This window comes from Streptomyces sp. NPDC050388 (assembly GCF_040655635.1).
GTDB lineage: Bacteria > Actinomycetota > Actinomycetes > Streptomycetales > Streptomycetaceae > Streptomyces.
This window is the reverse complement of the sequence record NZ_JBFAKH010000034.1, coordinates 60,134-84,617: the sequence shown is the minus strand read 5'-3', so window position 1 is coordinate 84,617 and position 24,484 is coordinate 60,134. Positions and strand designations below refer to the sequence as shown.

19 protein-coding genes and 1 tRNA gene are annotated in these 24,484 nt (G+C 71.3%); 11 read left to right on the top strand and 9 right to left on the bottom strand.

From position 1 onward, the window contains the following. Nucleotides 1-102: 102 nt before the first annotated feature. Together AB0I73_RS20980 and AB0I73_RS20975 are read right to left on the bottom strand one after the other, a co-directional pair. Entirely contained in the window at nt 103-2,682 is a 2,580-nt protein-coding gene (locus AB0I73_RS20980; protein WP_363039451.1) for an ABC transporter permease, read from the bottom strand. Then, nucleotides 2,679-3,467: an ABC transporter ATP-binding protein gene (locus AB0I73_RS20975; protein WP_363039449.1), complete on the bottom strand. Its 789-nt coding sequence runs from the start codon at nt 3,465-3,467 to the stop codon at nt 2,679-2,681. The genes AB0I73_RS20980 and AB0I73_RS20975 overlap by 4 nt, the downstream gene beginning before the upstream one ends. 428 nt (nt 3,468-3,895) lie before the next feature. On the opposite strand from AB0I73_RS20975, the gene AB0I73_RS20970 reads away from it, so the two are divergent. The 3 genes from AB0I73_RS20970 to AB0I73_RS20960 all read left to right on the top strand — a co-directional run bounded on the left by AB0I73_RS20970 (nt 3,896) and on the right by AB0I73_RS20960 (nt 6,746). Then, on the top strand, nt 3,896-4,408 hold the full coding sequence (locus AB0I73_RS20970; protein ID WP_363039447.1) for a GNAT family N-acetyltransferase: 513 nt from the start codon (nt 3,896-3,898) through the stop codon (nt 4,406-4,408). A gap of 209 nt (nt 4,409-4,617) precedes the next feature. Beyond that, nucleotides 4,618-5,124 (top strand): DUF485 domain-containing protein, encoded by a 507-nt coding sequence (locus tag AB0I73_RS20965; RefSeq protein ID WP_363039445.1) that lies wholly within the window; start codon nt 4,618-4,620, stop codon nt 5,122-5,124. A gap of 5 nt (nt 5,125-5,129) precedes the next feature. Beyond that, nucleotides 5,130-6,746 (top strand): cation acetate symporter, encoded by a 1,617-nt coding sequence (locus tag AB0I73_RS20960; protein ID WP_363039457.1) that lies wholly within the window; start codon nt 5,130-5,132, stop codon nt 6,744-6,746. Nucleotides 6,747-6,896: 150 nt separating this feature from the next. On the opposite strand, the gene AB0I73_RS20955 is transcribed toward AB0I73_RS20960, so the two are convergent. Together AB0I73_RS20955 and AB0I73_RS20950 are read right to left on the bottom strand one after the other, a co-directional pair. Next, complete coding sequence (locus tag AB0I73_RS20955) at nt 6,897-9,353, bottom strand: SUKH-4 family immunity protein (protein WP_363039443.1); 2,457 nt, start codon at nt 9,351-9,353, stop codon at nt 6,897-6,899. A gap of 9 nt (nt 9,354-9,362) precedes the next feature. Then, a complete protein-coding gene (locus AB0I73_RS20950) occupies nt 9,363-10,352 on the bottom strand; it encodes an SMI1/KNR4 family protein (protein ID WP_109383577.1) in 990 nt (329 codons plus the stop codon). Between the two features lie 352 nt (nt 10,353-10,704). On the opposite strand from AB0I73_RS20950, the gene AB0I73_RS20945 reads away from it, so the two are divergent. Together AB0I73_RS20945 and AB0I73_RS20940 are read left to right on the top strand one after the other, a co-directional pair. Then, nucleotides 10,705-11,235 (top strand): YwqJ-related putative deaminase, encoded by a 531-nt coding sequence (locus AB0I73_RS20945; RefSeq protein ID WP_363039441.1) that lies wholly within the window; start codon nt 10,705-10,707, stop codon nt 11,233-11,235. A gap of 63 nt (nt 11,236-11,298) precedes the next feature. Next, the gene (locus AB0I73_RS20940) at nt 11,299-11,832 is read left to right on the top strand and encodes an SUKH-3 domain-containing protein (protein WP_363039439.1); all 534 of its coding nucleotides are present in this window, start codon (nt 11,299-11,301) and stop codon (nt 11,830-11,832) included. Nucleotides 11,833-11,871: 39 nt separating this feature from the next. Here the strand turns inward: AB0I73_RS20940 and AB0I73_RS20935 are convergent, their stop codons facing one another. The 4 genes from AB0I73_RS20935 to AB0I73_RS20920 form a co-directional block, all read right to left on the bottom strand. Then, nucleotides 11,872-13,191 (bottom strand): histidine kinase, encoded by a 1,320-nt coding sequence (locus AB0I73_RS20935; protein WP_363039437.1) that lies wholly within the window; start codon nt 13,189-13,191, stop codon nt 11,872-11,874. 209 nt (nt 13,192-13,400) lie between these two features. Then, nucleotides 13,401-14,228 (bottom strand): ABC transporter permease, encoded by an 828-nt coding sequence (locus tag AB0I73_RS20930; RefSeq protein ID WP_363039435.1) that lies wholly within the window; start codon nt 14,226-14,228, stop codon nt 13,401-13,403. Further along, entirely contained in the window at nt 14,225-15,160 is a 936-nt protein-coding gene (locus AB0I73_RS20925) for an ATP-binding cassette domain-containing protein (protein ID WP_363039433.1), read from the bottom strand. Before AB0I73_RS20925 ends, AB0I73_RS20930 begins: the two co-directional genes overlap by 4 nt. Before the next feature lie 129 nt (nt 15,161-15,289). Next, entirely contained in the window at nt 15,290-16,372 is a 1,083-nt protein-coding gene (locus AB0I73_RS20920; protein ID WP_363039431.1) for a YbhN family protein, read from the bottom strand. A 314-nt stretch (nt 16,373-16,686) separates the two neighbouring features. On the opposite strand from AB0I73_RS20920, the gene AB0I73_RS20915 reads away from it, so the two are divergent. The 6 genes from AB0I73_RS20915 to AB0I73_RS20890 all read left to right on the top strand — a co-directional run bounded on the left by AB0I73_RS20915 (nt 16,687) and on the right by AB0I73_RS20890 (nt 21,598). Next, nucleotides 16,687-16,762: transfer RNA gene (locus AB0I73_RS20915), tRNA-Gln, on the top strand. A 126-nt stretch (nt 16,763-16,888) separates the two neighbouring features. Continuing rightward, nucleotides 16,889-18,334, top strand: coding sequence for a bifunctional UDP-N-acetylglucosamine diphosphorylase/glucosamine-1-phosphate N-acetyltransferase GlmU (gene glmU, locus AB0I73_RS20910; RefSeq protein WP_363039429.1), 1,446 nt, complete (start codon nt 16,889-16,891; stop codon nt 18,332-18,334). A gap of 172 nt (nt 18,335-18,506) precedes the next feature. Further along, complete coding sequence (locus tag AB0I73_RS20905; protein WP_363039427.1) at nt 18,507-19,487, top strand: ribose-phosphate diphosphokinase; 981 nt, start codon at nt 18,507-18,509, stop codon at nt 19,485-19,487. A 208-nt stretch (nt 19,488-19,695) separates the two neighbouring features. Next, nucleotides 19,696-20,277: a 50S ribosomal protein L25/general stress protein Ctc gene (locus AB0I73_RS20900; RefSeq protein WP_363039425.1), complete on the top strand. Its 582-nt coding sequence runs from the start codon at nt 19,696-19,698 to the stop codon at nt 20,275-20,277. A 152-nt stretch (nt 20,278-20,429) separates the two neighbouring features. Next, on the top strand, nt 20,430-21,029 hold the full coding sequence (gene pth / locus AB0I73_RS20895) for an aminoacyl-tRNA hydrolase (RefSeq protein ID WP_363039423.1): 600 nt from the start codon (nt 20,430-20,432) through the stop codon (nt 21,027-21,029). A gap of 68 nt (nt 21,030-21,097) precedes the next feature. After that, entirely contained in the window at nt 21,098-21,598 is a 501-nt protein-coding gene (locus AB0I73_RS20890; RefSeq protein ID WP_363039421.1) for a hypothetical protein, read from the top strand. Between the two features lie 92 nt (nt 21,599-21,690). Here the strand turns inward: AB0I73_RS20890 and ppc are convergent, their stop codons facing one another. Further along, nucleotides 21,691-24,432, bottom strand: coding sequence for a phosphoenolpyruvate carboxylase (ppc, locus tag AB0I73_RS20885; protein WP_363039419.1), 2,742 nt, complete (start codon nt 24,430-24,432; stop codon nt 21,691-21,693). Nucleotides 24,433-24,484: the final 52 nt, after the last annotated feature.

The following is a 24,484-nucleotide window of genomic DNA, read 5'->3' as shown; positions in this document are numbered from 1 at the left end:
CGCGCCGAACCAGGGGCCGTCCCGGAAGGTCCGCCAGGACAGGTGGTCGTCTTCCCGGCGCCGGGCCCGGCGGTGCCCCCGTGTGCGGTGGCCGGACGGTCGCTATTCGGTGGCGATCGCGTTCAGGACGTTCATCCGGCCCGCCCGGAACGCCGGGATCAGGGCCGCGAACAGTCCCACGAACGCCGAGCCGATGAACACACCGATGATCGTCGGCCACGGGATCTCGAGGACCTTCAGGCCCTCCAGCGCGAGGAGCTGCTGGGCGGTGGCGCCCCAGCCCATGCCCAGCCCCAGGCCCAGCAGGGCACCGAAGAGGGCGATGACGACCGACTCCAGGCGGATCATCCGGCGCAGCTGGCGGCGCGAGAGGCCGATGGCCCGCATCAGGCCGATCTCCCTCGTCCGCTCGACCACCGACAGGGCCAGGGTGTTGACCACACCCAGGATCGCGACGACGATCGCCAGGGCCAGCAGACCGTAGATCATGTTCAGCAGCTGGCCGATCTGGTCCTTGAGTGCTTCCTTGTAGTCGGTCTGGTCGCGCACGGTGTACTGCGGGTAGTCGTGCAGCGATTCCTTCAGCGCCGTGTACGCGGCGTCCTGCTGGCCGTCCTTCGCCGAGACGAAGAGCAGCATGTCCAACGGCATCTTGTCGGCCGGGACGTACCTGGCCATGGTGTCGATCGACGTGTACATCGCACCCGCGTCGACCACGGCGTCACTGCTGGTGATCGCCCGGACGGTCAGGCCGGCGGTCGACCCGTCCTTGAACGCGACGTCGATCTTCGACCCGAGGCCGATGCCGTGGTCCTCGGCGAACTTCTCGTGGACGGACATCGAGTCGGGCCGGTAGGCGTCCGCGAGCTGTCCCTCGACCGTCTCGACCCGCAGGTCGGTGGCGTACGTCGGGTCGGCCGCCGTGATCGCCGTGTTCTTGAGCGTCTTGCCGTCGGGCGTGGTGAAGTCGGCCTCGGTCCACTTGTACTCGGTGACCCGCTCCACCTGCGGGGCGTTCTTCACGGCCTCCACGGCCTGCGGAGTGATCAGCTGGCCGCTGTCGGACTGGATGATGAAGTCCGTGCCGACGCTCTTGTCCAGCTCGTCGGTGGCCGAGGCCACCATGGAGGAGCCGACCACCGACAGGCACGCCACCAGGGCGAGCCCGATCATCAGCGCGGCGCCCGTGGCACCGGTGCGGCGCGGGTTGCGCAGGGCGTTGCGCTCGGCCATCCGCCCCACGGGGCCGAAGACCCGCAGCACGACGACGCCGAGGACACGGACCACACCGCCGGCGAGCAGCGGACCGATGAGGACGAAGCCGATCAGCGACAGCACCACACCGAGGCCCAGCCACATCGAGCCCTCCGCGGCCTTCTCCGCGGCCCCCGCGAGATACAGGGCGAACGCGCCGACCGCGGTCAGCAGCGTGCCGACGCCGCCCCGGATCCAGCCGGCCCTGGCGTCCGCGGGGGCACCCGCGTCGCGCAGTGCGGCCATCGGGGAGATCTTGCCGGCCCGCCGGGCCGGCAGATAGGCGGCCAGGACGGTGACGAGGACACCGAGGAGCAGTCCGATCGCCGGGGTCGTCCAGGCGACGGTGAGGTCGTCCGTGGACAGTTCCATGCCCGCCATGCCCATGAGCTTCATCAGCCCGACGGCGAGGCCGACGCCCGCGCCCACACCGAGCACCGAACCGACGACGCCGAGGAACAGCGCCTCGATCAGCACCGAGCGGTTGACCTGCCTGCGGGAGGAGCCGATGGCCCGCATCAGGCCGATCTCCCGGGTGCGCTGGGCCACCAGCATGGAGAAGGTGTTGATGATCAGGAAGATGCCGACGAGGAAGGCGATCCCGGCGAAGCCGAGCATCGCGTACTTCAGGACGCTCATGAAGCCCTCGACGTCCTTCTGGCCCGCCTCCGCGCTCTCCTTCGCGGTCAGCACCTTGTAGTCGCCGCCCAGCGCGGCGACGACGTTCTTCTTCAGCTGCGCGTGGCTGACGCCGTCGGCGGCCGTGGCGTTGACGTTGGTGAAGACGTCGCTCTCGCCGAGCAGGGCCTGCTGGGCGGTCTTCGTGTCCAGGAAGAAGATCGCGGCGCCGGGGTTGGTGACGGTGAAGTCGGCGATGCCGGAGATCTTCGCGGTGTGCGTGCCGATCACGCTGATCACGCCGATCTCGTCACCGAGCTCCAGGCCGTGCTTGTCGGCGGTGTCGGCGTCGACCAGGATCTGGTCGGGACCTTCGGGCGCCGCACCGGAGGTGATCTTCATGGTGCGGGCGTCGTTGGCGGTCCAGTTGCCGACGATGGTCGGGCCGCCGCTGGTGGGCGAGAGGCTCTCCTTGTCGCCGTCGACGACGGTCAGCGAGGTGGAGTGCAGCGCCCCCTCGACCGACTCCACCCCGTCCACCTTCCGCACCTCGGCGAGCACCGAGGCCGGGATGACCGGCGGCTTGCCGTTGTCGGAGGTCGTCTCGCCGCCGTCGGAGGCGTCCTTGGCGCTGACCGTGACGTCCGACGCCGTGGCCGCGAACAGTTTGTCGAACGTCGTGGACATCGTGTCGGTGAACACGAGGGTCCCGCAGACGAAGGCCACCGACAGCAGCACCGCCACCGCCGACAGCGCCATCCGCCCCTTGTGCGCGAGGAAGTTGCGCATCGAGGTCTTCAGCACGGTCATGACGTGCGCCCCCGGGCGTCGAAGTCCTTCATCCGGTCCAGGACCTGTTCGGCCGTCGGCTGGTGCATCTCGTCGACGATGCGGCCGTCGGCGAGGTACAGCACACGGTCCGCGTAGGAGGCGGCGACCGGGTCGTGGGTGACCATCACGATGGTCTGACCCAGGTCGTCGACCGAGCGGCGCAGGAAGCCGAGGACCTCGGCGCCGGCGCGCGAGTCGAGGTTTCCGGTCGGCTCGTCACCGAAGATGATCTCGGGCCGGGCCGCCAGCGCCCGCGCCACGGCGACGCGCTGCTGCTGACCGCCGGACAGCTGGGTGGGCCGGTGCTTCAGCCGCCCGGCGAGCCCCACGGTCTCCACGACCCGGTCCAGCCACCCCTGGTCGGGCTTGCGGCCGGCGATGTCCATGGGCAGCGTGATGTTCTCGAGCGCGTTCAGCGTCGGCAGCAGGTTGAACGCCTGGAAGATGAACCCGATCCGGTCCCGGCGCAGCTGCGTGAGCTTCTTGTCCTTCAGGCCGGTGATCTCGGTCTCGTCCAGATGGATCTGCCCGCTGGTCACGGTGTCGAGCCCGGCCAGGCAGTGCATCAGCGTGGACTTGCCGGACCCCGAGGGACCCATGATCGCGGTGAACTGGCCGCGGGCGATGTCCACGTCGACGTGGTCGAGTGCGACGACGCGGGTCTCACCGGCCCCGTACGCCTTCACGACCTGCCGCGCCCGCGCGGCAACGGCCGTACGCCCTCCAGTACCCCCGTGCCTGGGAATGGTCACAGCCGATGTCACGGTAATTCTCCTATGTCGGTAAGCAATGGGGACAGCAGTGCCCGGCGCGACCGCCGTCGTGCCCGACGGCCGCTTCGTGCGTGTTCGTTCGACGTGGTTCAGTCTGGCGGCGGGGAGGATCGTGCGCCCTGGTGCCCGGCGCAGTCTTCTCCTGAGGAAAACCCCACCCCCGGTGGTGTGCCTTGCCGCCCCCCCAGCGGCGTAAAGCCAGATTAAGGACCGCCCCCGCCCCGTCTCGTCATCCGTCGGTACGAACCCTCCCCGAGCCGTAGTACGGAGGTACCCCTAAGGGCTCTCCCCCGACAGGCGGAGCGCTTCTCAGGGTTGCCTCCTCCCGACGGCCCACTCAGCCTCCACCCTCCCGCCGCGTCAGGGTCAAGCCGCGAAATCCCGATGCTCCGGGAGCGGTCCCCGCCTACCGTTCCGGTATGCCGATCCTGGAACGCCTCCGCGCGGAGCACGCGCCCGCACTGCTGGCCTTCGAGCACGACAACCGCGCCTACTTCGCCCGCTCGGTACCGGACCGGGGGGACGCGTACTTCACGCCGTCCGGCTTCGCCGCCCGCCACGCCTCGCTCCTGGCCGAACAGGAGGCGGGCACCTGCCACTTCCATGTCGTCCTGGACGAGGACGGGAGTGTCGTCGGCCGGGTGAACCTGATCGACGTCGCGGACGGCTCGGCCGAACTCGGCTACCGCGTGGGGGAACGCGCGGCGGGCCGCGGTGTGGCGACGGCAGCGGTGGCCCGGGTCTGCCGTCTGGCGGCGCGGCCGTACGGTCTCACGACGTTGACCGCGGTCACCACGTCGGACAATCCCGCGTCGATGGCCGTCCTCACCCGCAACGGCTTCACGCGCGTGCGGGACATCACGGTCGGCGGCCGCCCCGGGACGAGCTACGTCCGCCGGCACCTCCCGCCCGGCGACGGGCGCGGACACTGACACGGACGCAGACACACGGCAAACGCCCGGGTTAACGCGGGTAACACCTCCCGTTCGACCCACGGACGGTCCGGACATCACATACCGACCGATCAGTTCGGCCAAAACGCGGCGCAGGACCGTACGCGCGAGTAACGTGCGTGGCTCGCTCTCCCCACCCCCCAACTCCCTGCCGCCCCCACACGGACCGAGCCTGCAAGGAGCACGGGATGTCCTACGACCCGTATCCGTCACCACGGGACCCCTCCCCGTGGGACCCCACCCCATGGGACCCGCCGACGCCCCCGCACCGGAACCCGTGTCCCCCCGCCCCGAACCGCGACGCGTACGCCCCCTCCCACCTCACCTACCCGTGGCAGCCCGCTCCCCCGCCCCCGTCCCCACCGCGGCGGGCGGCGACCCGGGCACCGCTCGGGCACCACAGTGACCTGCGCATCCTGCGCAGCGCCTACCGCTGGCAGCGACGCGTGGCGACACTCACCGCGCTCGGCTACTTCACCGTCTTCCTGGTCCTGTCCGCGTACACGCCGTCGTTCATGACCGGGACCGTCACCGACGGGGTGCCCACCGGCCTGCTGCTCGCCGTGCTCCAGGTGCCCGTGACCTGGCTGGCGATCGCGATGTACGAAGGCACCGCACGCCGCCGTGTCGACCCCCTCGCGGACCTCATCCGCAGGCAGGCCGCGCTGGACGCCGGGCGGAAGGAGGCGCGATGACCGCCATGAGCCCGGAGTTCACCGGGAACGCGCAGGCCATGGCGCTCGTCGGCTTCTGTGCCGTCGTCACGGTCACGCTGCTGCTGTGCGTGATGACCGGTCCCGACCGTGACGACCTCGACGAGTTCTACACCGGCTACGGCTCCCTGTCCTCCCTGCGCAACGGCCTGGCGATCGCCGGTGACTACATCTCCGCGGCGACCGTCCTCGGCACCGGCGGGGTCATCGCCCTGTTCGGGTACGACGGCATCGTCCTCGCGCTGAGCACCGCCCTGTCCCTGATGCTGCTGATGTTCCTGCTGGCCGAACCGCTGCGCAACGCGGGCCGGTTCACCATGGGCGACGCCCTGACCCGGCGGATGCCGCAGGGACGCGCGATACGCGTCACCGCCTGCGCCGTCACCCTCGCCGCACTGCTGCCCATGATGCTGGTGCAGCTCGCCGGCACCGGGCAGCTGATGGCGTTCCTCCTGGGCTTCTCCGGCGAGTCGCTGCAGACGGGCTGCATCATCGGAGTGGGTGCCCTGATGATCGGCTACGCGGCGATCGGCGGCATGAAGGGCACCGCCCTCATCCAGATCCTGAAGATCGTGATGCTGCTCGGCTCCGGCGTCGTCGTCGCCGCCCTCATCCTGCACCGGTTCGACTGGAACCCGGGCGCCCTGTTCGACGCGGCCGCCGACAACAGCGGTGTGGGCTCCGCCTTCCTCGCCCCCGGCCTCCAGTTCAGCGGCGGCGCCGGCCCCGGCCTGGACATGATCACCTCACATCTGACGGTCGTCCTCGGCGGCGCCTGCCTCCCCCACGTCACCATGCGCATGTACACCGCCTCCAGTGCCCGCCAGATACGCCGTTCCATGTCCTGGGCGGTGTCGAGCGTCGCCCTCTTCGTCCTCGTCATCACCGTCGTCGGCTTCGGCGCGACCGCGCTGATCGGACGGGAGGCGGTCGCACAGGCCGACCCGCGGGGCAACACCGCCTATCTGCTCGGCTCCCAGGCCGCGTTCGGCGCCGAGCTGACCACGGCGGAGACCTTCCTGTTCACCACCGTCACCACGGCGATCTTCCTCACCGTCCTCGCCTCCGTCGCCGGCATGATCCTCGCCTGCGCCAACTCCCTCGCCCACGACGTCTTCGCGGCCCGTGTCCAGGAGATGTCACCGCGCCGCGAGATGACCCTCGCCCGCCTCTCCGCGCTCGCGGTGGGCGTCCCCGCGATCCTGCTCGCCACCCTGGTGCAGCACCACAGCCTGCAACCCCTGGTCACCCTGTCGCTCTGCCTCGGCGCGTCCGCCATCGCACCCGCCCTCGTCTACAGCCTCTTCTGGCGCCGCTACACCCGGACCGGCCTGCTCAGCACCCTCATCGGCGGCGCGCTCGCCGTGCTGCTGCTGATGCCGGGCACCAACCTCGTCTCCGGCTCCCCCCTGTCCGCGTTCCCCGACGCCGACTTCAACTGGTTCCCCTTCACCACGACCAGCCTGCTGTCCGTCCCCATCGGCTTCGCCTGCGGCTGGCTCGGCACGATGGCCTCCGGCCGGGCCGAGTCGGAGCAACAGCGGCACCAGTACGAGGCGGTGGAGGGGCTGATCCTCGCCGGAGCGGTACGCCGGAAGCGCTGAACCGCACCACCGGCCGTGGCTGTCGAAGGCAGGGGAAGGCAGCGGGAAGAACCCATCCGCCCCCGCCACCGCACACAGTCGAGCCGGGCCCGGTCGTCACATCCGACCGGGCCCGGCTCCCACCTGTTCGCCGCCCTCAGCGGCGAGGGGTCACAGCAGGCCGTCCCACATCTGCTCCAGCAGGACCGACCACCAGCTGTCCGGCGAACCGAGTGCCGCCGGGTCCAGCGCCGCCAGTTGCATCTGGAAGTCGACGGTCCAGCGGCCCGCCTGCTCCGGGTTCAGCCCGAACCGCAGCCGCCACATCCGCCCCAGCAACGCCAGGCAGCGCGCGAACTCCGGCAGTCCCGTGTTCACGAACTGCGGCGGTACGGGCGCACCGCCCGGCCCCGCCTCCACCGGCACCGCGACGATGTTCGCCGTGCCGTACTGCACACAGATCGCCTTGCCGAAGTCGCTGCCCATCACCAGGTACGAACCCGCGTCCGAGGCCGGCTGCACGCCCCGCTCCACGGCCAGCTCCGCCAGCGTGGGCACCGGACGCCCCGGCTGGGCCTGTGCCCAGAAGAACGGGCCCATGTCCAGCGGCAGTCCGGCCACCACCAGCGTGTGCGCCACCAGCGGCGGCACCCCTTGCCGGGACACCGCGGCCTGCTCGAACCGGAACACACCCGGCCCGAACGCCCCCGCCAGTTCCTGCCCGATGACCTCCGGCGGAACCGGCGGCGCCGGCGGAACCGGCGTCAACGGCGCGCGCACCGGAGCCGGCCGGGCAGGACCGTCCGCCACCTGATGCAACTCGCCCTGATGCTCCAGCAGTTGCCGCATGCCCTGCTGCCGGCTCGCGTGATCCGTGCCGTACGGGGCGATGTTCGTGATCCGCGCCTGCGGCCACTGCTCCCGGATCATCCGGGCACAGTACGCACCCGGAAGCTCACACGACTCCAACTCCGTGTGCAGCTCCAGCACTTGGTTCGGCGGCACATTCATCGCACGCAGCTCGTGGAAGATCTGCCACTCCGGGTGCGGCGTGCCCGGCGCCGAACGCCGGATCAGCTGCTGCTCGGAACCGTCCTGCGCGCGGTAGCGCAGAACCGCCTGATAGCCGGGGCCGACCGTCGGCTGTCCGACGGGCTGCGGCGGATAGCCGTACGCCGGAGGCACCGCACCGGGCACACCGCCGGGAACACCGGGGGGCACGGGAGGCGGCGGCGTCCCGGGGACACCGGGCGGCGGCGGAGGTGCGCCGGGACCGCCGACCGGAGGACCGGCCAGCATGGTCTCGGCGTGGTGCACGGGACCGTGCCCTCCCGGGGCACCCGGGGCACCCGGGGCATTCGGAGGCTGCGGCGCGCCGGGGACGCCGAGCGGGCCGGGAGGCTGCGGCGCGCCCCCGCCGGCCCCCGGACGGCCGGGGTCGGCGAACACCGTCGCGGCGTGGTGCACCCCGCCGGGCGGCGTACCACCGGACGCGGGCGGCGCCCCGGGCGGAGGCGGAGTACCGGGCGGCGGCGTCGGGGGGCCGGCCGGCGGCCGGCCGCCCCGGGCGCCTCCCGGGCCCTCGAAACCGCTGAGCCCGTCGGACCCCAGCGACGACACCATCTGCGTCGGTACGTACCCGCCCGCCGGACCCCCCGGCGTGCCGGGACCCGACGGGGGCGCGGACGGCGGCGGAGGCGCGGCCCCCGCCCGCGCGCCCGGCGTGCCCGGGGCGCCCGGCGGAGGCGGCGGCGTAGAACCCGAGCCACGGCGCGGCGGCGGCGCCTTGCTGGTCGCGGCGTCGGCGATGTCCCCGGCGTCCGGCGCCGACGGATACGCCGGGGCACCCGGCGGGACCCGCGCGTCCGGGGCCTGGAGCGCCGGGCTCACCGCCGTCGGCGGCAGCCCGCTGCCGCCCGAGATCAGCGCCGTCTGCGCGTCCGGCGCCGCCGGCGGCGTGTCGTCGTCGGACTGGCTCAGCGGCGGGGCGAACACGGTCTCCGGCAGCGGCACGGAACGGTCCTCACCGGTATCGGCGTTCGTGTCCGTACCGGCCCACGGCGTCGCCCCGACCGGCTCACCCGACGCACCGGAACCGGTGCCGGCACCGGCACCGGCGGTCCCCGCCGAGGAGTCACCACCGCCGGCAGCAGGCCAGGCGGCACCGGAGGAACCGGCCCCCGCGCCCGCCGCCGCGGCACCACCGCCGGTACCGGCCGCCCCCGCCGCACCGCCCGACGTCTCCCCCCGACGATCCGGAATCCCCAGCCGGTCCGCGGCCTCCTGCAACCACTCCGGCGGACTCAACAGGAACGACGTCTGATTCAGATCCACCCGCGCCGCGGGCGCCGGCTCCGGCGCCGCCTCCGCACGGCCGTACTCCTCCTCGTACCGGCGGATCACCTCACCCACCGCCAGGGCGGGCCACAACGAGGCCTCACCACTGTCCCGGGCGATCACCAGCCGCTGCGCGCCGCCGTCCGAGCGCGGCCCGTCCGCACGGTCCTCCGCCCACACCACGAACCCGAGACCGAACTCCCGCACCCGCACCTCACGGTGCTGGTACGACGGCACATCCCCGTTGATCCACTCTTCCGCACGCTCCTGCGCCTGCGCGAACGTCACCATCGCCAGACCTCACTCCCCCGCGGAGGAAACCGGAACGACCTGCGCGAAGCCGCCGTCCACCATCAGATTCGCCACCGTCTCCAACTCGGGCGGCGACCCCGCCAACCGTGCCAGAAACGCGTCGAAGTCGTCCCCGCACGGCAGCAGCAGCCGCTCCACCCGCTCCGCCGGCGTCCACGACGGGTCCACGTCCCGCGCGTCGTCGTACGCGCAGAACCACACCGAACCCACCCGGTCGCCCTTCACCTTCACCGCCAGCAGACCGCCCTGGACGAAAGCGACCCCCAGGTAGTCCTTGGTGAGGTGATCACGCAGGCACTTGTTGACGTACACCAGGTCATTGACCGCGGCCTCGTCCCGCACCGTGAAGAACGGCTGGTCGACCAGCAGCCCCAGCTCCGCGTCCAGCGCCGTCCCCACCGGGGCGCAACCACCCGCCACCTTCAGGAACGACCGGTACGCGCCCGGCAGCCGGTACCCGAGGTCCTCCTCGACCCCCAGCACCTGCGCCTCGGTCACCGCGAGCCCCGACTTCGGCAGCCCGAAATGCGCCGGACGCGTCTCCTGCAACGGCCGCGTCCCCCGCTTGTCCTGGTCCACGCCCGACGTCACCACACCACCGTGGTGCCGCAGCAGCGCCTTCACCTCGACCGGCACCAGTTCCAGCCGCCGCGACGCCACCACGTGATGCCACGTCCAGCCGTGCGGCGTCGCCACCGCCGGCACCGTGTCCCACAGCTCATGACCGGTCGCCGCCAGCGCCGCGTTCGCCGACACGTAGTCCGTCAGCCGCAGCTCGTCGACACCGAAACCCTCCGGCGGCTCCGCGATCTCCGCGGCCGCGCGCGCGTACGGCGAGAAATCGGGGTAACCACGCTCGTCCACCCGTACCCCTCTCGGGTGACGGGCCGCCCGCACCGGATCCGGGAAGTGCACGACCTGCCCGGCATAGGCCGCATTCGGCGGCACGGTTTTCTGCCCGAGCCGACCTGTCGTCATGGCGGTTGCCCCCTGCGGCACTCTGTACGCCCCGCACCGACCACCCTCGGGCCGTTACGGAACGTATTCGACTGTCACGTCTGTTTCGACTGCTTACCGCCGCTTCCCGCCGGTGCCCCGCACGCCGTCCGCGCGGATCACCGCAGGAATCGCGGTGCCGACAGCCTATGCGGTACGACGGCACCGGTCACCGGGCACCGGCCGCTCACCCCTCCGGTTCCGTGACCAACCGTCACCCTCCCGTGACAGTCAGCCCAAACCTGGGCGTGTCACTCCGCCCCAGCTTCCCCATCAGCCACGCCATTTGGCACTCTGTGACCTTCCGGGGGATGCGCGGGAGGAAAAGACGATCATGAATATGACGCAAACAGGAACCCACCAGGGAACCCACACAGGTCGGCCCGGCGCCCCCCGCACCGGCGACCCCCGCGTCGGCTGGAGCGCCGCCGACGCCGTCCACACCCCCCTCCTCCACCACCGCCGCGACGGCATCCTGCCCACCATCGCCGCCGCCCTCTCCATCCGCGGCACCACCCTCACCGGCACCGCCGCCCGCGGCGACACACCCCCCGATCTGCACCCCCTCGTCCAGGACTTCCTCGACACCCTCACCAGCGGCCAACGCGACCGCTTCACCGGCCGCTGCGCCGAAACCATCCTCATCTCCCGGCACATCACCGCCGCCGACAAGGCCCGCAGTAAACGCGCCGCACGCAAACCCATGACCAACGGCGAAGCACGCAAAGCGCTCAAACAAGCCAAACTCACCGCCCGCCACATCCGTGAGGACGGCGACCCCCTCCACGGAGGCTTCGCCGCCCCCTGTCGCGCCTGCACCGCCCTCACCGCCCACTTCGGAGTCCGCGTCGTCGACCCCGGATAACCCCCGCCCCCCACCTCCCCCCGGCACCGACCGGCCACCACCACGACGACGGACGAACGGCAGATGCACACCGACCGCACCCCCGCCCCCCACCACCCGGCCCCACCCGAGTCAGGGGGAACCCCACCGCGCTTCCCCGACCCCGTCGACGCCGCCCTGCGCACCGCCGGCTGGCGACCGGGCCGCTGGGACATCAAGCAGGCCGAGATCTGGGCCGACACCCTGCGCGAGCACACCTCACCCGCCGGACACCGCCACGCCGTCTTCCCCTCCGCCGTCGAAGCCTGGGCCGAATTCGGCGGCCTCCACATCCCCCCCGTCGGCACCGGCCGCCAACTCGCCCCCGCCACCCTCCACCTCGACCCCCTGCACGGCCTCCACATGGCCCGCACCCTCGGCGACCTCGGCCGCGCCCTCGACACCGACGTCTGCCCCGTCGGCGCCGAAACCGACACCCACACCCTCATCGCCATCGACGCCCAGGGCCGCGTCTACGCCCTCGACCACACCGGCGACTGGTACCTCGGCCACCACATCGACCAGGCCCTCACCGCCCTGGTCACCGGCACCCAGCCCGCCCGCCTCACCACCGGCTGACCACGCCTCCGGGCCCACGAACCCGGCCCCGGCCCGCGGCTACGACGCCGGAATCACCGCCGACACCCGGAAACCCCCCGCATCCGTCGGCCCCGACACGAACACCCCACCCAGCGCCGACACCCGCTCCTTCATCCCCACCAGACCGTTCCCACCCGACGGCAACCGCGCCGACGCCCCCGCCTCCGGCGGCGGCTCGTTCTCCACCTGCATCGCGATCTCCGACACCCGGTGCGCGAGCCGTACATACGTCTTCGCCCCCGGCGCGTGCTTGTGGACGTTCGTCAACGCCTCCTGCACCACCCGATACGCCGTCGACTCCACCTCCCCCGCATACGACCGGCTCTCACCCTCCACCGACAGATCCACCACCACCCCCGCGGCCGCCGACTGCTCCACCAACTCGCCGATCTCGGCCAGCGTCGGCCCCTCGCCCCCCGCGCCCCGCGCCTCGTCCACCGCCCGCGACGCGGCCGCGGCCGCCGCCACGCCCACCGCCACCAACGGCACCGCGTCCCCGGCGCCCCGGCTCCCACCGCCCCCGCCGGACCGCAGCACCCCGAGCATCTCCCGCAACTCCGTCAACGCCTGCCGGCCCATGTCCCCCACCAGCGCGGCGTTCTTCACCGCCTTCTCCGGATCCTTCCGCGCCACCGCCTGCAACGCCGCCGCGTGCACCACCATCAGACTCACCCGGTGCGCGACCACGTCATGCATCTCCCGCGCGATCCGCCTCCGCTCCTCGTCACGCGCCCACTCGGCCCGCTCCTCGGCCCGCTCCGCCAACAACTGGAGCTCCCGCTCCAGACTGTCCGCCCGCTCCCGCAGACTCTCCATCAACCGCCGCCGCGCCCCCACGTACAGCCCCAGCAGCACCGGCGGCGCGGTCAGCCCCAGCGACGTCGTGATCGACGCGAACGGAACGAACCAGTCCCCCAGGGTCAGTTCCCCGCGCGCCATGTCCTGCCGCACCCGCACGAACGTCACGATGAGCGTCCCCACCAGCGACATCCCCGCCAGCGACCCGATGATCCGGCGCGGCAACTCCGACGCGGCCAGCGTGTACAGGCCGACCAGGCCCATCAGAAAGCCCATCTGGGCCGGCGTGATGGCGATCACCACCAGCACCACGGCGATCGGCCAGTGCCGCCGCACCACCAGTACGGAACCCGCCAGCAGCCCGAAGACCACCCCCGCGGTCACCGGGATCCCCGCGTCCCGCGCGAACGGGATCCCCTCCAGCCCGCACTCCAGCGCGGACACCGCCGCAAGGCTCACATCCAGCGCGGCACTCCGCCGTCTGCCCCACCACCACGGCCCTCCGCCGGCCGCCACATGGTCTTCCCCCGTCGTGGTCATGCCCTCCAGCCTACGGGCGCACGATGCCGGTTCTCCGGGCAGTTTCCCCGACCGAACTCCATCACGATCCGTGACCGTTCGGATGCGACAGGGGTCGAAATCACTCGAACTGCTGAATCGCACACCGTTCGACCCCGGGGGCCCACATTCCGCCCGGACGGGATGCGTACGACACACACCAGGCAGGCACGCGACCGCGGAACGCCCCCTCACACCGCCTTGCGGTAGAGCCACACACCCAGTGGTGCGAACGCCAGCACAATGCCCGCGTCCCAGGCGAGCGCCTGCCACACGTCCTGTGCGGTCGGCCCCCCGAGGACCAGGGCACGGACCGCTTCGGCGGTCCGTGACACCGGCTGGTGCCGGGCGAACACCTGCAGCCAGCCGGGCATGGTGTCGACGGGGACGAACGCCGCGGACGCGAAGACCAGGGGGGCCAGAACGGGAAACGCCGCGGCCTGGGCCGTCTCCGGATCACCGACCGCCATGCCGACCACCGCGAAGATCCATGACATCGCGAACCCGAAGGCCAGCACCAGCAGGATTCCGCCGAGCAGCGCCCACACACCGGCGTGAATGCGGAAACCGATGGCGAACCCCACCCCCGTCATCAGCGCCACCACGAAGACGTGGCGCCCGAGATCCGCCGTGGTCCGCCCCACCAGCACCGCGGATCTGGCCATCGGCAGCGACCTGAACCGCTCCATCAGGCCGGTCTGCATGTCCGTGGCCAGGCCGATCGCCGTGTTCATGGCCCCGAAGACCGCCGTTTGCACGAAAATGCCCGGAATCAGGAAGTCGACGTAACTGACTCCGTGGAGGGCCGGCGCGACGACGCCTCCGAAGACGTACCGGAACATCAGCACGAAGACCAGTGGCTGGATGGTCGAGAACACCAGCAGCCGCGGTATTCGGCGCAGGGCGGTCAGGTTCCGCCATGCGATGGTCAGACCGTCCCCGGCGGTCCGCGCGAGCCGCGTTCCGGGCCGGGCGAGCAGTCCCGGGCGCTGGGCGGGTCCGGTGACGGCACGGGTCATGACCGGTCCCCGGTCAGCTGCAGGAACACGTCGTCCAGGCTGGCTTCCCGTACGGCGACGGTGCTGGGCACCAGGCCGTGCGCGTCCAGGAGCCGGAGGCCGTCCAGCAACTGGCGTGATCCGTCGCGCGAGGCCAGGCGGACCCGGGACGCGTCGACGCGGGGCGACTCCGCGAAGTGCGCCCGCAGCAGTTCGGCCGCCCACAGGGCCCGCCGGGCTTCTCCCATGTCGAACTCGATGACGGTGTCGCCCAGGTGCGTTTTGAGACGAGCCGGGGTGTCGTCGGCGATCACCCGTCCCCGGTCGATGACGACCACCCGATGTGCGAGTCGGTCGGCCTCGTCCAGGTACTGAGTGGTCAGCAGCACGGTCGTACCGTCGTCGACGAGGTGTCGGATCAGGTCCCACAGCGCGTTGCGGCTGTGCGGGTCGAGGCCCGTGGTGGGCTCGTCGAGGAAGAGGACCGGTGCGTCGGGAACGAGCGCGGCGGCGACGTCCAGGCGTCTGCGCATGCCGCCGGAGTAGGTCCGCACGAGACGCTCGCCCGCGGTGGTGAGGTCGAACCGTTCCAGCAGTTCAGCCGCGCGGACCCGGATCCGGGAGCGCCGCACGTGGGTGAGTCGTCCGATCATGCGCAGGTTCTCCCGGCCGGTGAGGTTGCCGTCCACCGCCGCGTACTGCCCGGCCAGACCGATCAGGCCCCGGACGGTCGCCGCTTCGCGGACCACGTCGTGCCCGAGGACCTCGGCGTGGCCCGCGCTCGGGCGCACGATCGTCGTCAGGATCCGGATCGCCGTGCTTTTGCCCGCACCGTTGGGCCCCAGCAAGCCGAGGACGGTACCGGGCCGGACTTCGAAGTCCACCGAGTCCAGTGCCGTCACCGTCCCGAACCGCTTGCTGAGACCGGTCACACTGATCGCCGCCTGGCCCACCTGCCCACCTCTCGGTGCAGCGGAGAACCTGTCCCGTCCATTCTCACCCCGCGGCCGGGAAGCGCCCACAGAACGCCCATGGAACGCCCACGGAACGCCCACAGAAAAGGACCACGACGGCGGCACGCCTCACGTCTGCGACTCTCCGCGTTCGGCGTGGGCCCGCCGGTGTGAGGCGATCGTGAGGCCGAGCCAGCTCGTCCAGCCGATCGCCTGTGGGGCCCAGTAACTCGCGATCCGGTACAGGAGTGTCAGTGCGATGGCCTGGTCGACGCGCAGCCCGTAGAGCACCAGGAGCGCGGCAAGGCCGGTTTCCACGATTCCGAGGCCGCCGGGCGTGAGCCGCAGGGCCCCCGCCATCTGGGTGAGGACGTAGGCGACCAGCGTCCCCGGCCAGGGCAGCGCGATGCCCAGTCCCCATGCGCAGGCGCCGAGGCAGGCCACGTCGAGAACCCAGTTGGAAACGGCCAGGGCGAACGGCGTCAGCCACGGCCGTACACCGGGCTGCTTCGCCCTCACGTGCCGGACGAGGTGGGACAGCCCGTTCTCGATGCTCCACATGCGGGGGGAACGGACCCCGATCCGCCGCCACGCGCGCCGGACCCGGCGCCGCACGGGCGGGAAACGCGCCAGGGCGACCGTCCCGGCGGTGACGAGAACGAGGGCCGCCGCCAGCCAGAGCACCGCAGCGCGCAGGCCGACGGCAGCTCCTGCTCCTCCGCCGGCCAGAACGCCGGCCACCAGCAGTGAGAACAGGGCGAGACCGGAGAACACACCGGACACCGCGAGGACGGCGCCCGCGAGCACCGGCGACACACGGCAGCGCCGCAACTGTCGGAACAGCCAGGCGGCGGCGAACGCCGCCCCGGCGGGGAGCGCGCCGGCCACCGCGTTGGCCGCCAGGATCATCACAGCCACACGGCCGAACCTCAGACGGGCGTCACCCGCCCTCAGCAGCCACCACTGCATCGCCGCCAGACAGAGCAGGGACAGCGCCTCGAGGAGGGCGGCGAGCGCCAGCCGTCCCGGCGGGACCGCCCCCATCAGACGCAGGGCCAGGACCAGGTCGTGGCGCCGGTTCAGCGCGACGAGCGCGGCTGCCGCCACGATGACGGCCGACACCAGCCACCACCCGGGGCGCAGGGTCCGTGCGGCCGGCGGACGGGACAGCGGATCCCCGGCAATCTCCGGCCCGCCCGCGTCATCCGCCATACAAGCCACGTTACGGGTGGGCTCGCCACCGGCACGGCGAGCTGCGGGCTGCGGGTCGGCCGGCGCGACACCCGCCCGGTCCGCTCCGGAGACCGGCTCCCGGTGAACCCGCCGGCCCCGCACGGGACACAGGACGGCGGTGAGGACGATCCGCGAAAGCGGGCGCGGCGCGTTCCGCGTCCGCCGACGTGCGACCCGCGGGTGTCTCGTCCCCGTCGTGTGACAGAGCAGTGAGCCGTACCGTCACGTCGAGGACCGGTGGGTGCCATCGTGACCCACGCGCAAGCATGTCTCCGGTAAGGTCTGAGGCGCTGTCCCCCGTGGTGTAACTGGCAGCACACTAGATTTTGGATCTAGTAGGACAAGGTTCGAATCCTTGCGGGGGAGCCACAACACAGCCCCCGTTCGGGTCCTGACCAGTCGAACCCCCGGTCAGGACCCGCACTCATGTCCCCCCACAAACGCCCCGGTATCCTGCGGTTGTCCACCCCACCCCACACAGCCGAAGGGCATCCCGTGAGCGCCAACCGCCCGGCAGCCGTCGTCGTACTCGCAGCGGGTGAGGGCACCCGTATGAAGTCGGCCACTCCGAAGGTCCTGCACGACATCTGCGGCCGTTCCCTGGTGGGCCATGTGCTCGCCGCCGCCGGTGAGCTGGAGCCGGAGAACCTGGTCGTCGTCGTGGGCCACGCCCGCGAGCAGGTGACCGCGCACCTCGCCGAGGTCGCCCCCGCCGTCCGCACCGCCGTGCAGGAGGAGCAGAACGGCACCGGCCACGCCGTGCGGATGGGCCTGGAGGCGCTGGGCGGTGTCGTCGAGGGGACCGTGGTCGTGGTCTGCGGGGACACGCCCCTCCTGACCGCCGGGACGCTTCGGGACCTCGCCGCCACGCACTCCGCCGACGGCAACGCGGTGACCGTGCTGACGGCCGAGGTGCCGGACGCGACCGGGTACGGCCGGATCGTGCGGGACGACACGGGTGCCGTGACGGCGATCGTGGAGCACAAGGACGCCACCGATGCGCAGCGGGCGATCCGGGAGATCAACTCCGGGGTGTTCGCGTTCGACGGGCAGCTCCTGGCGGACGCCCTGGGCAAGGTGCGGACGGACAACAGCCAGGGTGAGGAGTACCTGACCGACGTGCTGGGCATCCTGCGTGAGGCCGGGCACCGGGTGGGTGCGTCGGTGGCGGGTGATCACCGGGAGATCGCGGGGATCAACAACCGGGTGCAGCTCGCCGAGGCGCGGCGGATCCTCAACGACCGGTTGCTGACGGAGGCCATGCTGGCCGGGGTGACGGTGGTCGATCCGGCGACGACGTGGGTGGATGTGACGGTGACGTTCGGACAGGACGTGATCGTGCATCCGGGGACGCAGCTGCACGGTGCGACGCATCTCGCCGAGGGCTGCGAGGTGGGCCCGAACACGCGGTTGACGGACACGCGGGTGGGGGCCGGCGCGCGGGTGGACAACACGGTGTCGGCGGGTGCCGAGATCGGGCCGGAGGCGACCGTCGGGCCGTACGCGTATCTGCGTCCGGGGACGCGGCTCGGGCGCAAGGGCAAGATCGGTACGTACGTGGAGACGAAGAACGCGTCGATCGGTGAGGGGACGAAGGTTCCGCATCTGTCGTACGTGGGGGATGCCACGATCGGCGAGTTCTCGAACATCGGCGCGGCGAGCGTGTTCGTGAACTACGACGGACAGGACAAACATCACACGACGGTCGGGTCGCACTGCAAGACGGGGTCGGACAACATGTTTGTGGCACCTGTCACTGTCGGGGACGGTGCTTACACGGCTGCCGGCTCCGTGATCACGAAGGACGTGCCGCCTGGCTCACTGGCCGTGGCCCGTGGCCAGCAGCGGAACATCGAGGGGTGGGTGGCTCGTAAGCGCCCGGGGAGTGCTTCCGCGAAGGCGGCGGAGGCGGCTTCGCAGGGGTCGGCCGAGGAGGGGTGACCGAAAAGCGGCGCGTCCGATTCGGCGTACCGTGATAAATGCACATCCGCACCCCACCTGCCGAGACGGCTCCTCGCGTACGGACCGAGAAGCCGCTCGCGACCGAGCCGCGTACCCCCTCGCCACCCGCGAGTCCCCGCGATACCTGCGAAACCTCTGAGGAGAAAGTGCTGTGACCGGGATCAAGACGACCGGCCAGAAGAAGATGATGTTCTTCTCCGGCCGCGCCCACCCCGAGCTTGCCGAGGACGTCGCCCGCCAGCTGGGGGTCGAGGTCGTCCCGACGAAGGCCTTCGACTTCGCCAATGGCGAGATCTACGTGCGGTACGAGGAGTCGGCCCGTGGCGCCGACTGCTTCCTGATCCAGAGCCACACGGCACCGATCAACAAGTGGATCATGGAGCAGTTGATCATGATCGACGCGTTGAAGCGTGCGTCGGCCAGGTCCATCACGGTCATCGTGCCGTTCTACGGTTACGCGCGGCAGGACAAGAAGCACCGGGGCCGTGAACCGATCTCGGCGCGTCTGATCGCGGACCTGATGAAGACGGCGGGTGCGACCCGGGTGCTGACGGTGGATCTGCACACGGATCAGATCCAGGGCTTCTTCGACGGTCCCGTCGACCACCTCTTCGCGTTGCCGCTGCTCGCGGACTACGTGGGGGCGAAGGTGGACCGGGAGAAGCTGACCGTGGTCTCGCCGGACGCGGGCCGGGTGCGGGTGGCGGACCGCTGGTGCGACCGGCTGGGCGCGCCGCTGGCGATCGTGCACAAGCGGCGGGACAAGGATGTGGCGAACCAGGTCACGGTCCACGAGGTGGTCGGTGAGGTGAAGGGCCGCGTGTGCGTCCTGGTGGACGACATGATCGACACGGGCGGCACGATCTGTGCGGCGGCGGACGCGTTGTTCGCGCACGGCGCGGAGGACGTCATCGTGACGGCGACGCACGGTGTGCTGTCGGGTCCGGCGGCGGACCGGCTGAAGAACTCGCGGGTGAGCGAGTTCGTGTTCACGGACACGCTGCCGACCCCGCACGAGCTGAGTGCCGACCTGGACAAGATCAAGGTGCTGTCGATCGCGCCGACGATCGCGAGTGCGGTGCGTGAGGTCTTCGAGGACGGTTCGGTGACGAGCCTGTTCGACGAGCAGTAAGGGTTCTGCAGCCCGGCCCCCTGGTGGTCCGGGTGATCGTTTTGGGTGCGGCCTCCCCGTCCGAGTAGACTGCTGCAGTTGCTCGGCGAGGGAGGCCGTACCGCTTCTGAGGAGCGGGGTACGGCGGTCCGTAATCGACGTGCTCTTCGTAGCAGGCCGTTCGTGGCCGGGTGACCACGTCCGTAACTGACTTCGAGGAGTGATGAGCATGGCCGATGTGAAGCTGCACGCCGAGACCCGTACCGAGTTCGGCAAGGGTGCCGCGCGTCGTGTCCGTCGTGAGGACAAGGTCCCGGGTGTGGTGTACGAGCACGGTCTCGAGCCGCTGCACCTGACGTTCCCGGGCCACGAGCTGCTGCTGGCGCTGCGTACGTCGAACGTGCTGATCGAGCTGGTCATCGACGGTGAGGGCAGCCAGCTGGCGATCCCGAAGGCCGTGCAGCGTGACCCGCTGCGCGGTGACCTGGTGCACGTGGACCTGCTGAAGGTGAAGCGGGGCGAGCGGGTCACCGTCGAGATCCCCGTGCTCGCCGAGGGCGAACTGGCCCCGGGCGGCAACCTGCTGGAGCACGTCCTCTCCGCGCTGCCGGTCGAGGCGGAGGCGACGAACATCCCGGACAACGTGACCGTCTCGGTGCAGGGTCTGGCGGCCGGTGCCGCGGTCCTCGCCAAGGACCTGGTGCTGCCGGAGGGCGTGAAGCTGACGGTCGAGGAGGACACCGTCGTGCTGCAGGTCCTGGCCGCGCAGGCCGAGGAGGTCTCGGAGGCCGAGGAGGAGGCCGAGGCCTGATCGTCCTCGCGGGCTTCGTCGCCCGCGGAGGCTCCGTATTCTTCGATGCGCGTCGGCCGCTGTTCCCGTGCGGGGCAGCGGCCGACGCGCATTCAGGACGCGGAGGCGTGGATGCACGGAGGCGTGCATACGTGAAGGAGGGAGACACGGACGTGACGACCGAGGACGCGGCGGCGCCCTGGCTGATCGCGGGGCTGGGCAACCCGGGGCCGGAGTACGCGATGAACCGGCACAACGTGGGGTTCATGGTGGCGGACCTGCTGGCGGAGCGGGTCGGGGGCCGGTTCAAGCGGGCCGGGAAGGCCCAGGCGCAGGTGGTGGAGGGGCGGATCGGGCCGCCGGGTCCGGCGAGCCGGCGGGTGATCGTGGCGAAGCCGATGTCGTTCATGAACCTGTCGGGCGGCCCGGTGAACGCGCTGCGGGAGTTCTACAAGGTGCCGGTGGCCCATGTGGTGGCGGTCCACGACGAGCTGGACATCGAGTACGGGACGCTGCGGCTGAAGCTGGGTGGCGGGGACAACGGCCACAACGGGTTGAAGTCGATGACGAAGGCGTTCGGGCGGGAGTACCACCGGGCGCGGTTCGGGATCGGGCGTCCGCCGGGGCGGATGCAGGTGGCGGACTACGTGCTGCGGGACTTCTCGTCGGCGGAGCGCAAGGAGCTGGACTACTTCGTGGACCGGGCGGCGGACGCGGTGGAGTGTCTGGTGATCGAAGGGCTGGAACGGGCGCAGGGAACGTACAACTCGTGAGCCGGATCCGGTGCCTCGCACCCGGCCGAGGTTGACCGACCGTACAGGCATGGCCAAGGATCTCGGCCATGCCTTCTGCCGTCCCCTCCCGCCGGGGCTCCTCCCGGCGTTCCTCCGCCGCGCTGCGGTTCGGCCGGCTCGCGGTGATGGGCACGGTCACCGTGCTGATCCTGATCGCGGGTGTGTGGGCGTCGTGGGGTACGGCGCAGTACGTGATGCTGACGAAGGGTCGGGAGCGGGGCACGGTCACCGTGACGTCGTGCGGTGCGGAGACCTGCAAGGGGCCGTACGCGCCGTTGTCGCCGGGGTCGCAGCCGCGGGCCGAGGTCGTGCTGGCGGAGACGGCGGCGGTGGCGGAGGGGCGGACGTACACGGTGGTGGTGAAGCCGGACGGGACCGAGGTGGTGCGTTCGGGTCCGGCGGGGGTGCTCTACGCGTGGGTCCCGCTGGGCGGGGCGCTGATGCTGGCGTCGGTGGTGGTGGCGGGCGGGTTGCTGCGGACGCGGCCGGCGTGGGTGACGGGGTTGTCGGGCGTGGCGCTGGTGACGGCGGCGTTCCTGGTGAGGTGAGGGCGGGCCCGTGCGCGGTCCGGTGGACGACGGACGACGGTGCCCCCGGGCCGGTGTGTGCGGCTCGGGGGCGCCGTCGTGTGCCGTGGGGGTCAGCCGGTGTTGCGCAGGCCGGCGGCGACTCCGTTGACGGTGAGCAGGAGGGCTCGGGCGAGCAGGGGGTCGGGCTCCGTGCCGGCGGTGGCGGCGTCGCGCTGGCGCTTGAGCAGGGCCACCTGGAGGTAGGAGATGGGGTCGAGGTAGGCGTCGCGGATGGCGAAGGTCTGCTTGAGCACCGGTTCGGCGTCCAGGAGTTCGCTCTCGCCGGTGACGCGGAGCACCTCGGCGACGGTGAGTTCGTGTTCGACGCGGATGGTGTCGAACACGTGCTTGAGGTGGTCGGGGACGAGGGTGTCGACGTAGTGCCGGGCGATGCGCAGGTCGGTCTTGGCGAGGGTCATCTCGACGTTGGAGATGAAGTTGCGGAAGAAGTGCCACTGCTCGTGCATCTCGTCGAGCACGGTGTCGAGGCCGCTCTCGCGCAGGGCCTTCAGTCCGGAGCCGACGCCGTACCAGCCGGGGACGATCTGCCGGGACTGGGTCCAGCCGAACACCCAGGGGATGGCGCGCAGGCCGTCCAGTCCGGCGCCGGAGTCGGGGCGGCGGGAGGGCCGGGAGCCGAGGTGGAGGTCGGCGAGCTGGTCGACGGGGGTGGAGGCGAAGAAGTAGGCGGGCAGGTCGGGGTCCTCGACGAGCCGGCGGTAGGCGGCGTGGGCGGCGTCGCTGACGACGTCCATGGCGGCGTCCCAGCGGGCGAGCGCCTCGTCGGACTGGCGGGGTGCGGTGTGCAGGGCGGACGCCTGGAGAGTGGCGGCGACGGTCAGTTCCAGGTTCTCCCGGGCGAGCGAGGGGATGAGGTACTTGTCGGAGATGACCTCGCCCTGTTCGGTGACCTTGATCTCGCCCTCGAGGGTGCCCCAGGGCTGGGCGAGGATGGCGTCGTGGGTGGGGCCGCCGCCGCGGCCGACGGTGCCGCCGCGGCCGTGGAAGAGGCGCAGGCGGACGCCGTAGCGGTGGGCGACGTCGCGCAGTCGGCGCTGGGCGCGGTGGATCTCCCACTGGCTGGTGGTGATGCCGCCGAACTTGGAGGAGTCGGAGTAGCCGAGCATGACCTCCTGGACGTCGCCCCTGAGCGCGACCAGGCGCCGGTAGGACGGGTCGGCGAGCATGTCCTCGAGGATGGTGTCGGCGGCCTTCAACTCGTCGGTGGTCTCGAGGAGCGGGACGATGCCGATCTTCGCCCAGCCGGCGTGCAGGTCGATGAGTCCGGCCTCGCGGGCGAGGACGGTGGCGGCGAAGACGTCGTCGGCGCCCTGGCACATGGAGATGATGTAGGACTCGATGACCTCGGGGCCGAAGATCTCCAGGGCCCGCTTGACGGTCTGGAAGACGCCGAGGGTCTTCTCGCCGGCCGCGTCGACGGGTGCGGGGGTGGGGGCGAGGGGGCGGCGCGACCGCAGTTCCTTGGCGAGGAGCTTGGTGCGGTAGTCGCGGGGCATGTCGGTGTAGCGCCAGGATTCCTCGCCGAGCCGGTCGAACAGCTGACCGAGGGCGTGGTGGTGGGCGTCGGCGTGCTCGCGTACGTCCATGGTGGCGAGCTGGAGGCCGAAGGCGGCGAGGGTGCGGATGGTGCGGGCGAGCCGGCCGTCGGCGAAGAGGCCGCCGCGGTGTTCGCGCAGTGAGGCCTGGATGATCCGCAGGTCGGTGAGGAGTTCGCCGGTGCCGAGGTAGTCGTGGCCGGGCTGGTGCGGGGTGTCCTTGGCGAGGCGCTGCTTGGTGTTCTCGAGCTTCTGCCGGATGCAGGTGGCCTTGAGCCGGTAGGGCTCCTCGGCGTTGAGGCGCTTGTAGCGGGGGCTGATCTCGGGGAGGGCGTCGAGGTCGGCCTTCAGGGAGGCCAGCAGTTCCTCGGTGGCTCCGGCGTAGCGGATGGAGTTGGAGAGGAATCCGCGGAGTTCGTCGATCATCTCCAGGGCGTCGTTGATGCCGTGTTCGTGCTGGAGGATGAGGACGTCCCAGGTCACCTGGGGGGTGACGTTGGGGTTGCCGTCGCGGTCGCCGCCGATCCAGGTGCCGAAGGTGAGGGGGCGGGTGTCGTCGGGGAGCTTGACGCCGACGCGTTCGAGTTCCGCGGTGAGGTCCTCGAGGACGTCGCCGACGGCGCCGGCGTGGAGTTCGTCGAGGTAGTAGATGGCGTTGCGGGCCTCGTCGGCGGGTTCGGGACGGACCACGCGCAGTTCGTCGGTCTGCCAGACGAGGTCGATGTTCTCGGCGAGGCGGATGTCGAGGCGGCGCCGGTCGGAGGCGATGACGGGGGTCTCGAGGAGGGCGGCGATGCGGCGCAGCTTGTTGAGGACGGAGCGGCGTGCGGCCTCGGTGGGGTGGGCGGTGAAGACGGGGCGGACGTTGAGGTGCCGCACGGTTTCCCGCAGGTGTTCGGGGTCGGCGTCCTTGAGGCGGTCGGCGGTGCGGGAGAGCAGTCCGCCCTCGGTGGCGCGCCGGGCGCGCAGCTCGCGGCCTCGGTGGACCTGTTCGGTGACGTTGGCCAGGTGGAAGTAGGTGGAGAAGGCGCGGACCAGCTTGGCGGCGGTTTCGAGTTCGGTGCCGCGCAGCAGTTCGGCTGCGGCCTCGCCGTCCTCGCGGGTGAGGCGGCGGACCTTTTCGACGAGGTCGAGGAGTTCGGGGCCGTCCTGGCGGACGAGGGTTTCTCCGAGGAGATCACCCAATCGGCGGATGTCGGCCCGCAGTTCGCTGCTCGTGGTCGCCGTGGACACGTTCTGGTCGTCGGCACTGCTCACAGGTGCGGCTCCTTGCAGTGTTGAAGCTGGTCTGGAGGAACCCCGGACGGCG

What these genes read in the sequence shown, in the direction of transcription:
- AB0I73_RS20950 (WP_109383577.1), bottom strand. Translation starts at nt 10,352, where the DNA reads ATGACGACAGGTCGGCTCGGGCAGAAAACCGTGCCGCCGAATGCGGCC.
- AB0I73_RS20965 (WP_363039445.1), top strand. Translation starts at nt 4,618, where the DNA reads ATGTCCTACGACCCGTATCCGTCACCACGGGACCCCTCCCCGTGGGAC.
- AB0I73_RS20930 (WP_363039435.1), bottom strand. Translation starts at nt 14,228, where the DNA reads ATGACCCGTGCCGTCACCGGACCCGCCCAGCGCCCGGGACTGCTCGCC.
- AB0I73_RS20890 (WP_363039421.1), top strand. Translation starts at nt 21,098, where the DNA reads ATGCCTTCTGCCGTCCCCTCCCGCCGGGGCTCCTCCCGGCGTTCCTCC.
- AB0I73_RS20945 (WP_363039441.1), top strand. Translation starts at nt 10,705, where the DNA reads ATGAATATGACGCAAACAGGAACCCACCAGGGAACCCACACAGGTCGG.
- AB0I73_RS20955 (WP_363039443.1), bottom strand. Translation starts at nt 9,353, where the DNA reads ATGGTGACGTTCGCGCAGGCGCAGGAGCGTGCGGAAGAGTGGATCAAC.
- AB0I73_RS20920 (WP_363039431.1), bottom strand. Translation starts at nt 16,372, where the DNA reads ATGGCGGATGACGCGGGCGGGCCGGAGATTGCCGGGGATCCGCTGTCC.
- AB0I73_RS20940 (WP_363039439.1), top strand. Translation starts at nt 11,299, where the DNA reads ATGCACACCGACCGCACCCCCGCCCCCCACCACCCGGCCCCACCCGAG.
- AB0I73_RS20935 (WP_363039437.1), bottom strand. Translation starts at nt 13,191, where the DNA reads ATGACCACGACGGGGGAAGACCATGTGGCGGCCGGCGGAGGGCCGTGG.
- AB0I73_RS20980 (WP_363039451.1), bottom strand. Translation starts at nt 2,682, where the DNA reads ATGACCGTGCTGAAGACCTCGATGCGCAACTTCCTCGCGCACAAGGGG.
- AB0I73_RS20960 (WP_363039457.1), top strand. Translation starts at nt 5,130, where the DNA reads ATGAGCCCGGAGTTCACCGGGAACGCGCAGGCCATGGCGCTCGTCGGC.
- AB0I73_RS20970 (WP_363039447.1), top strand. Translation starts at nt 3,896, where the DNA reads ATGCCGATCCTGGAACGCCTCCGCGCGGAGCACGCGCCCGCACTGCTG.
- AB0I73_RS20900 (WP_363039425.1), top strand. Translation starts at nt 19,696, where the DNA reads ATGGCCGATGTGAAGCTGCACGCCGAGACCCGTACCGAGTTCGGCAAG.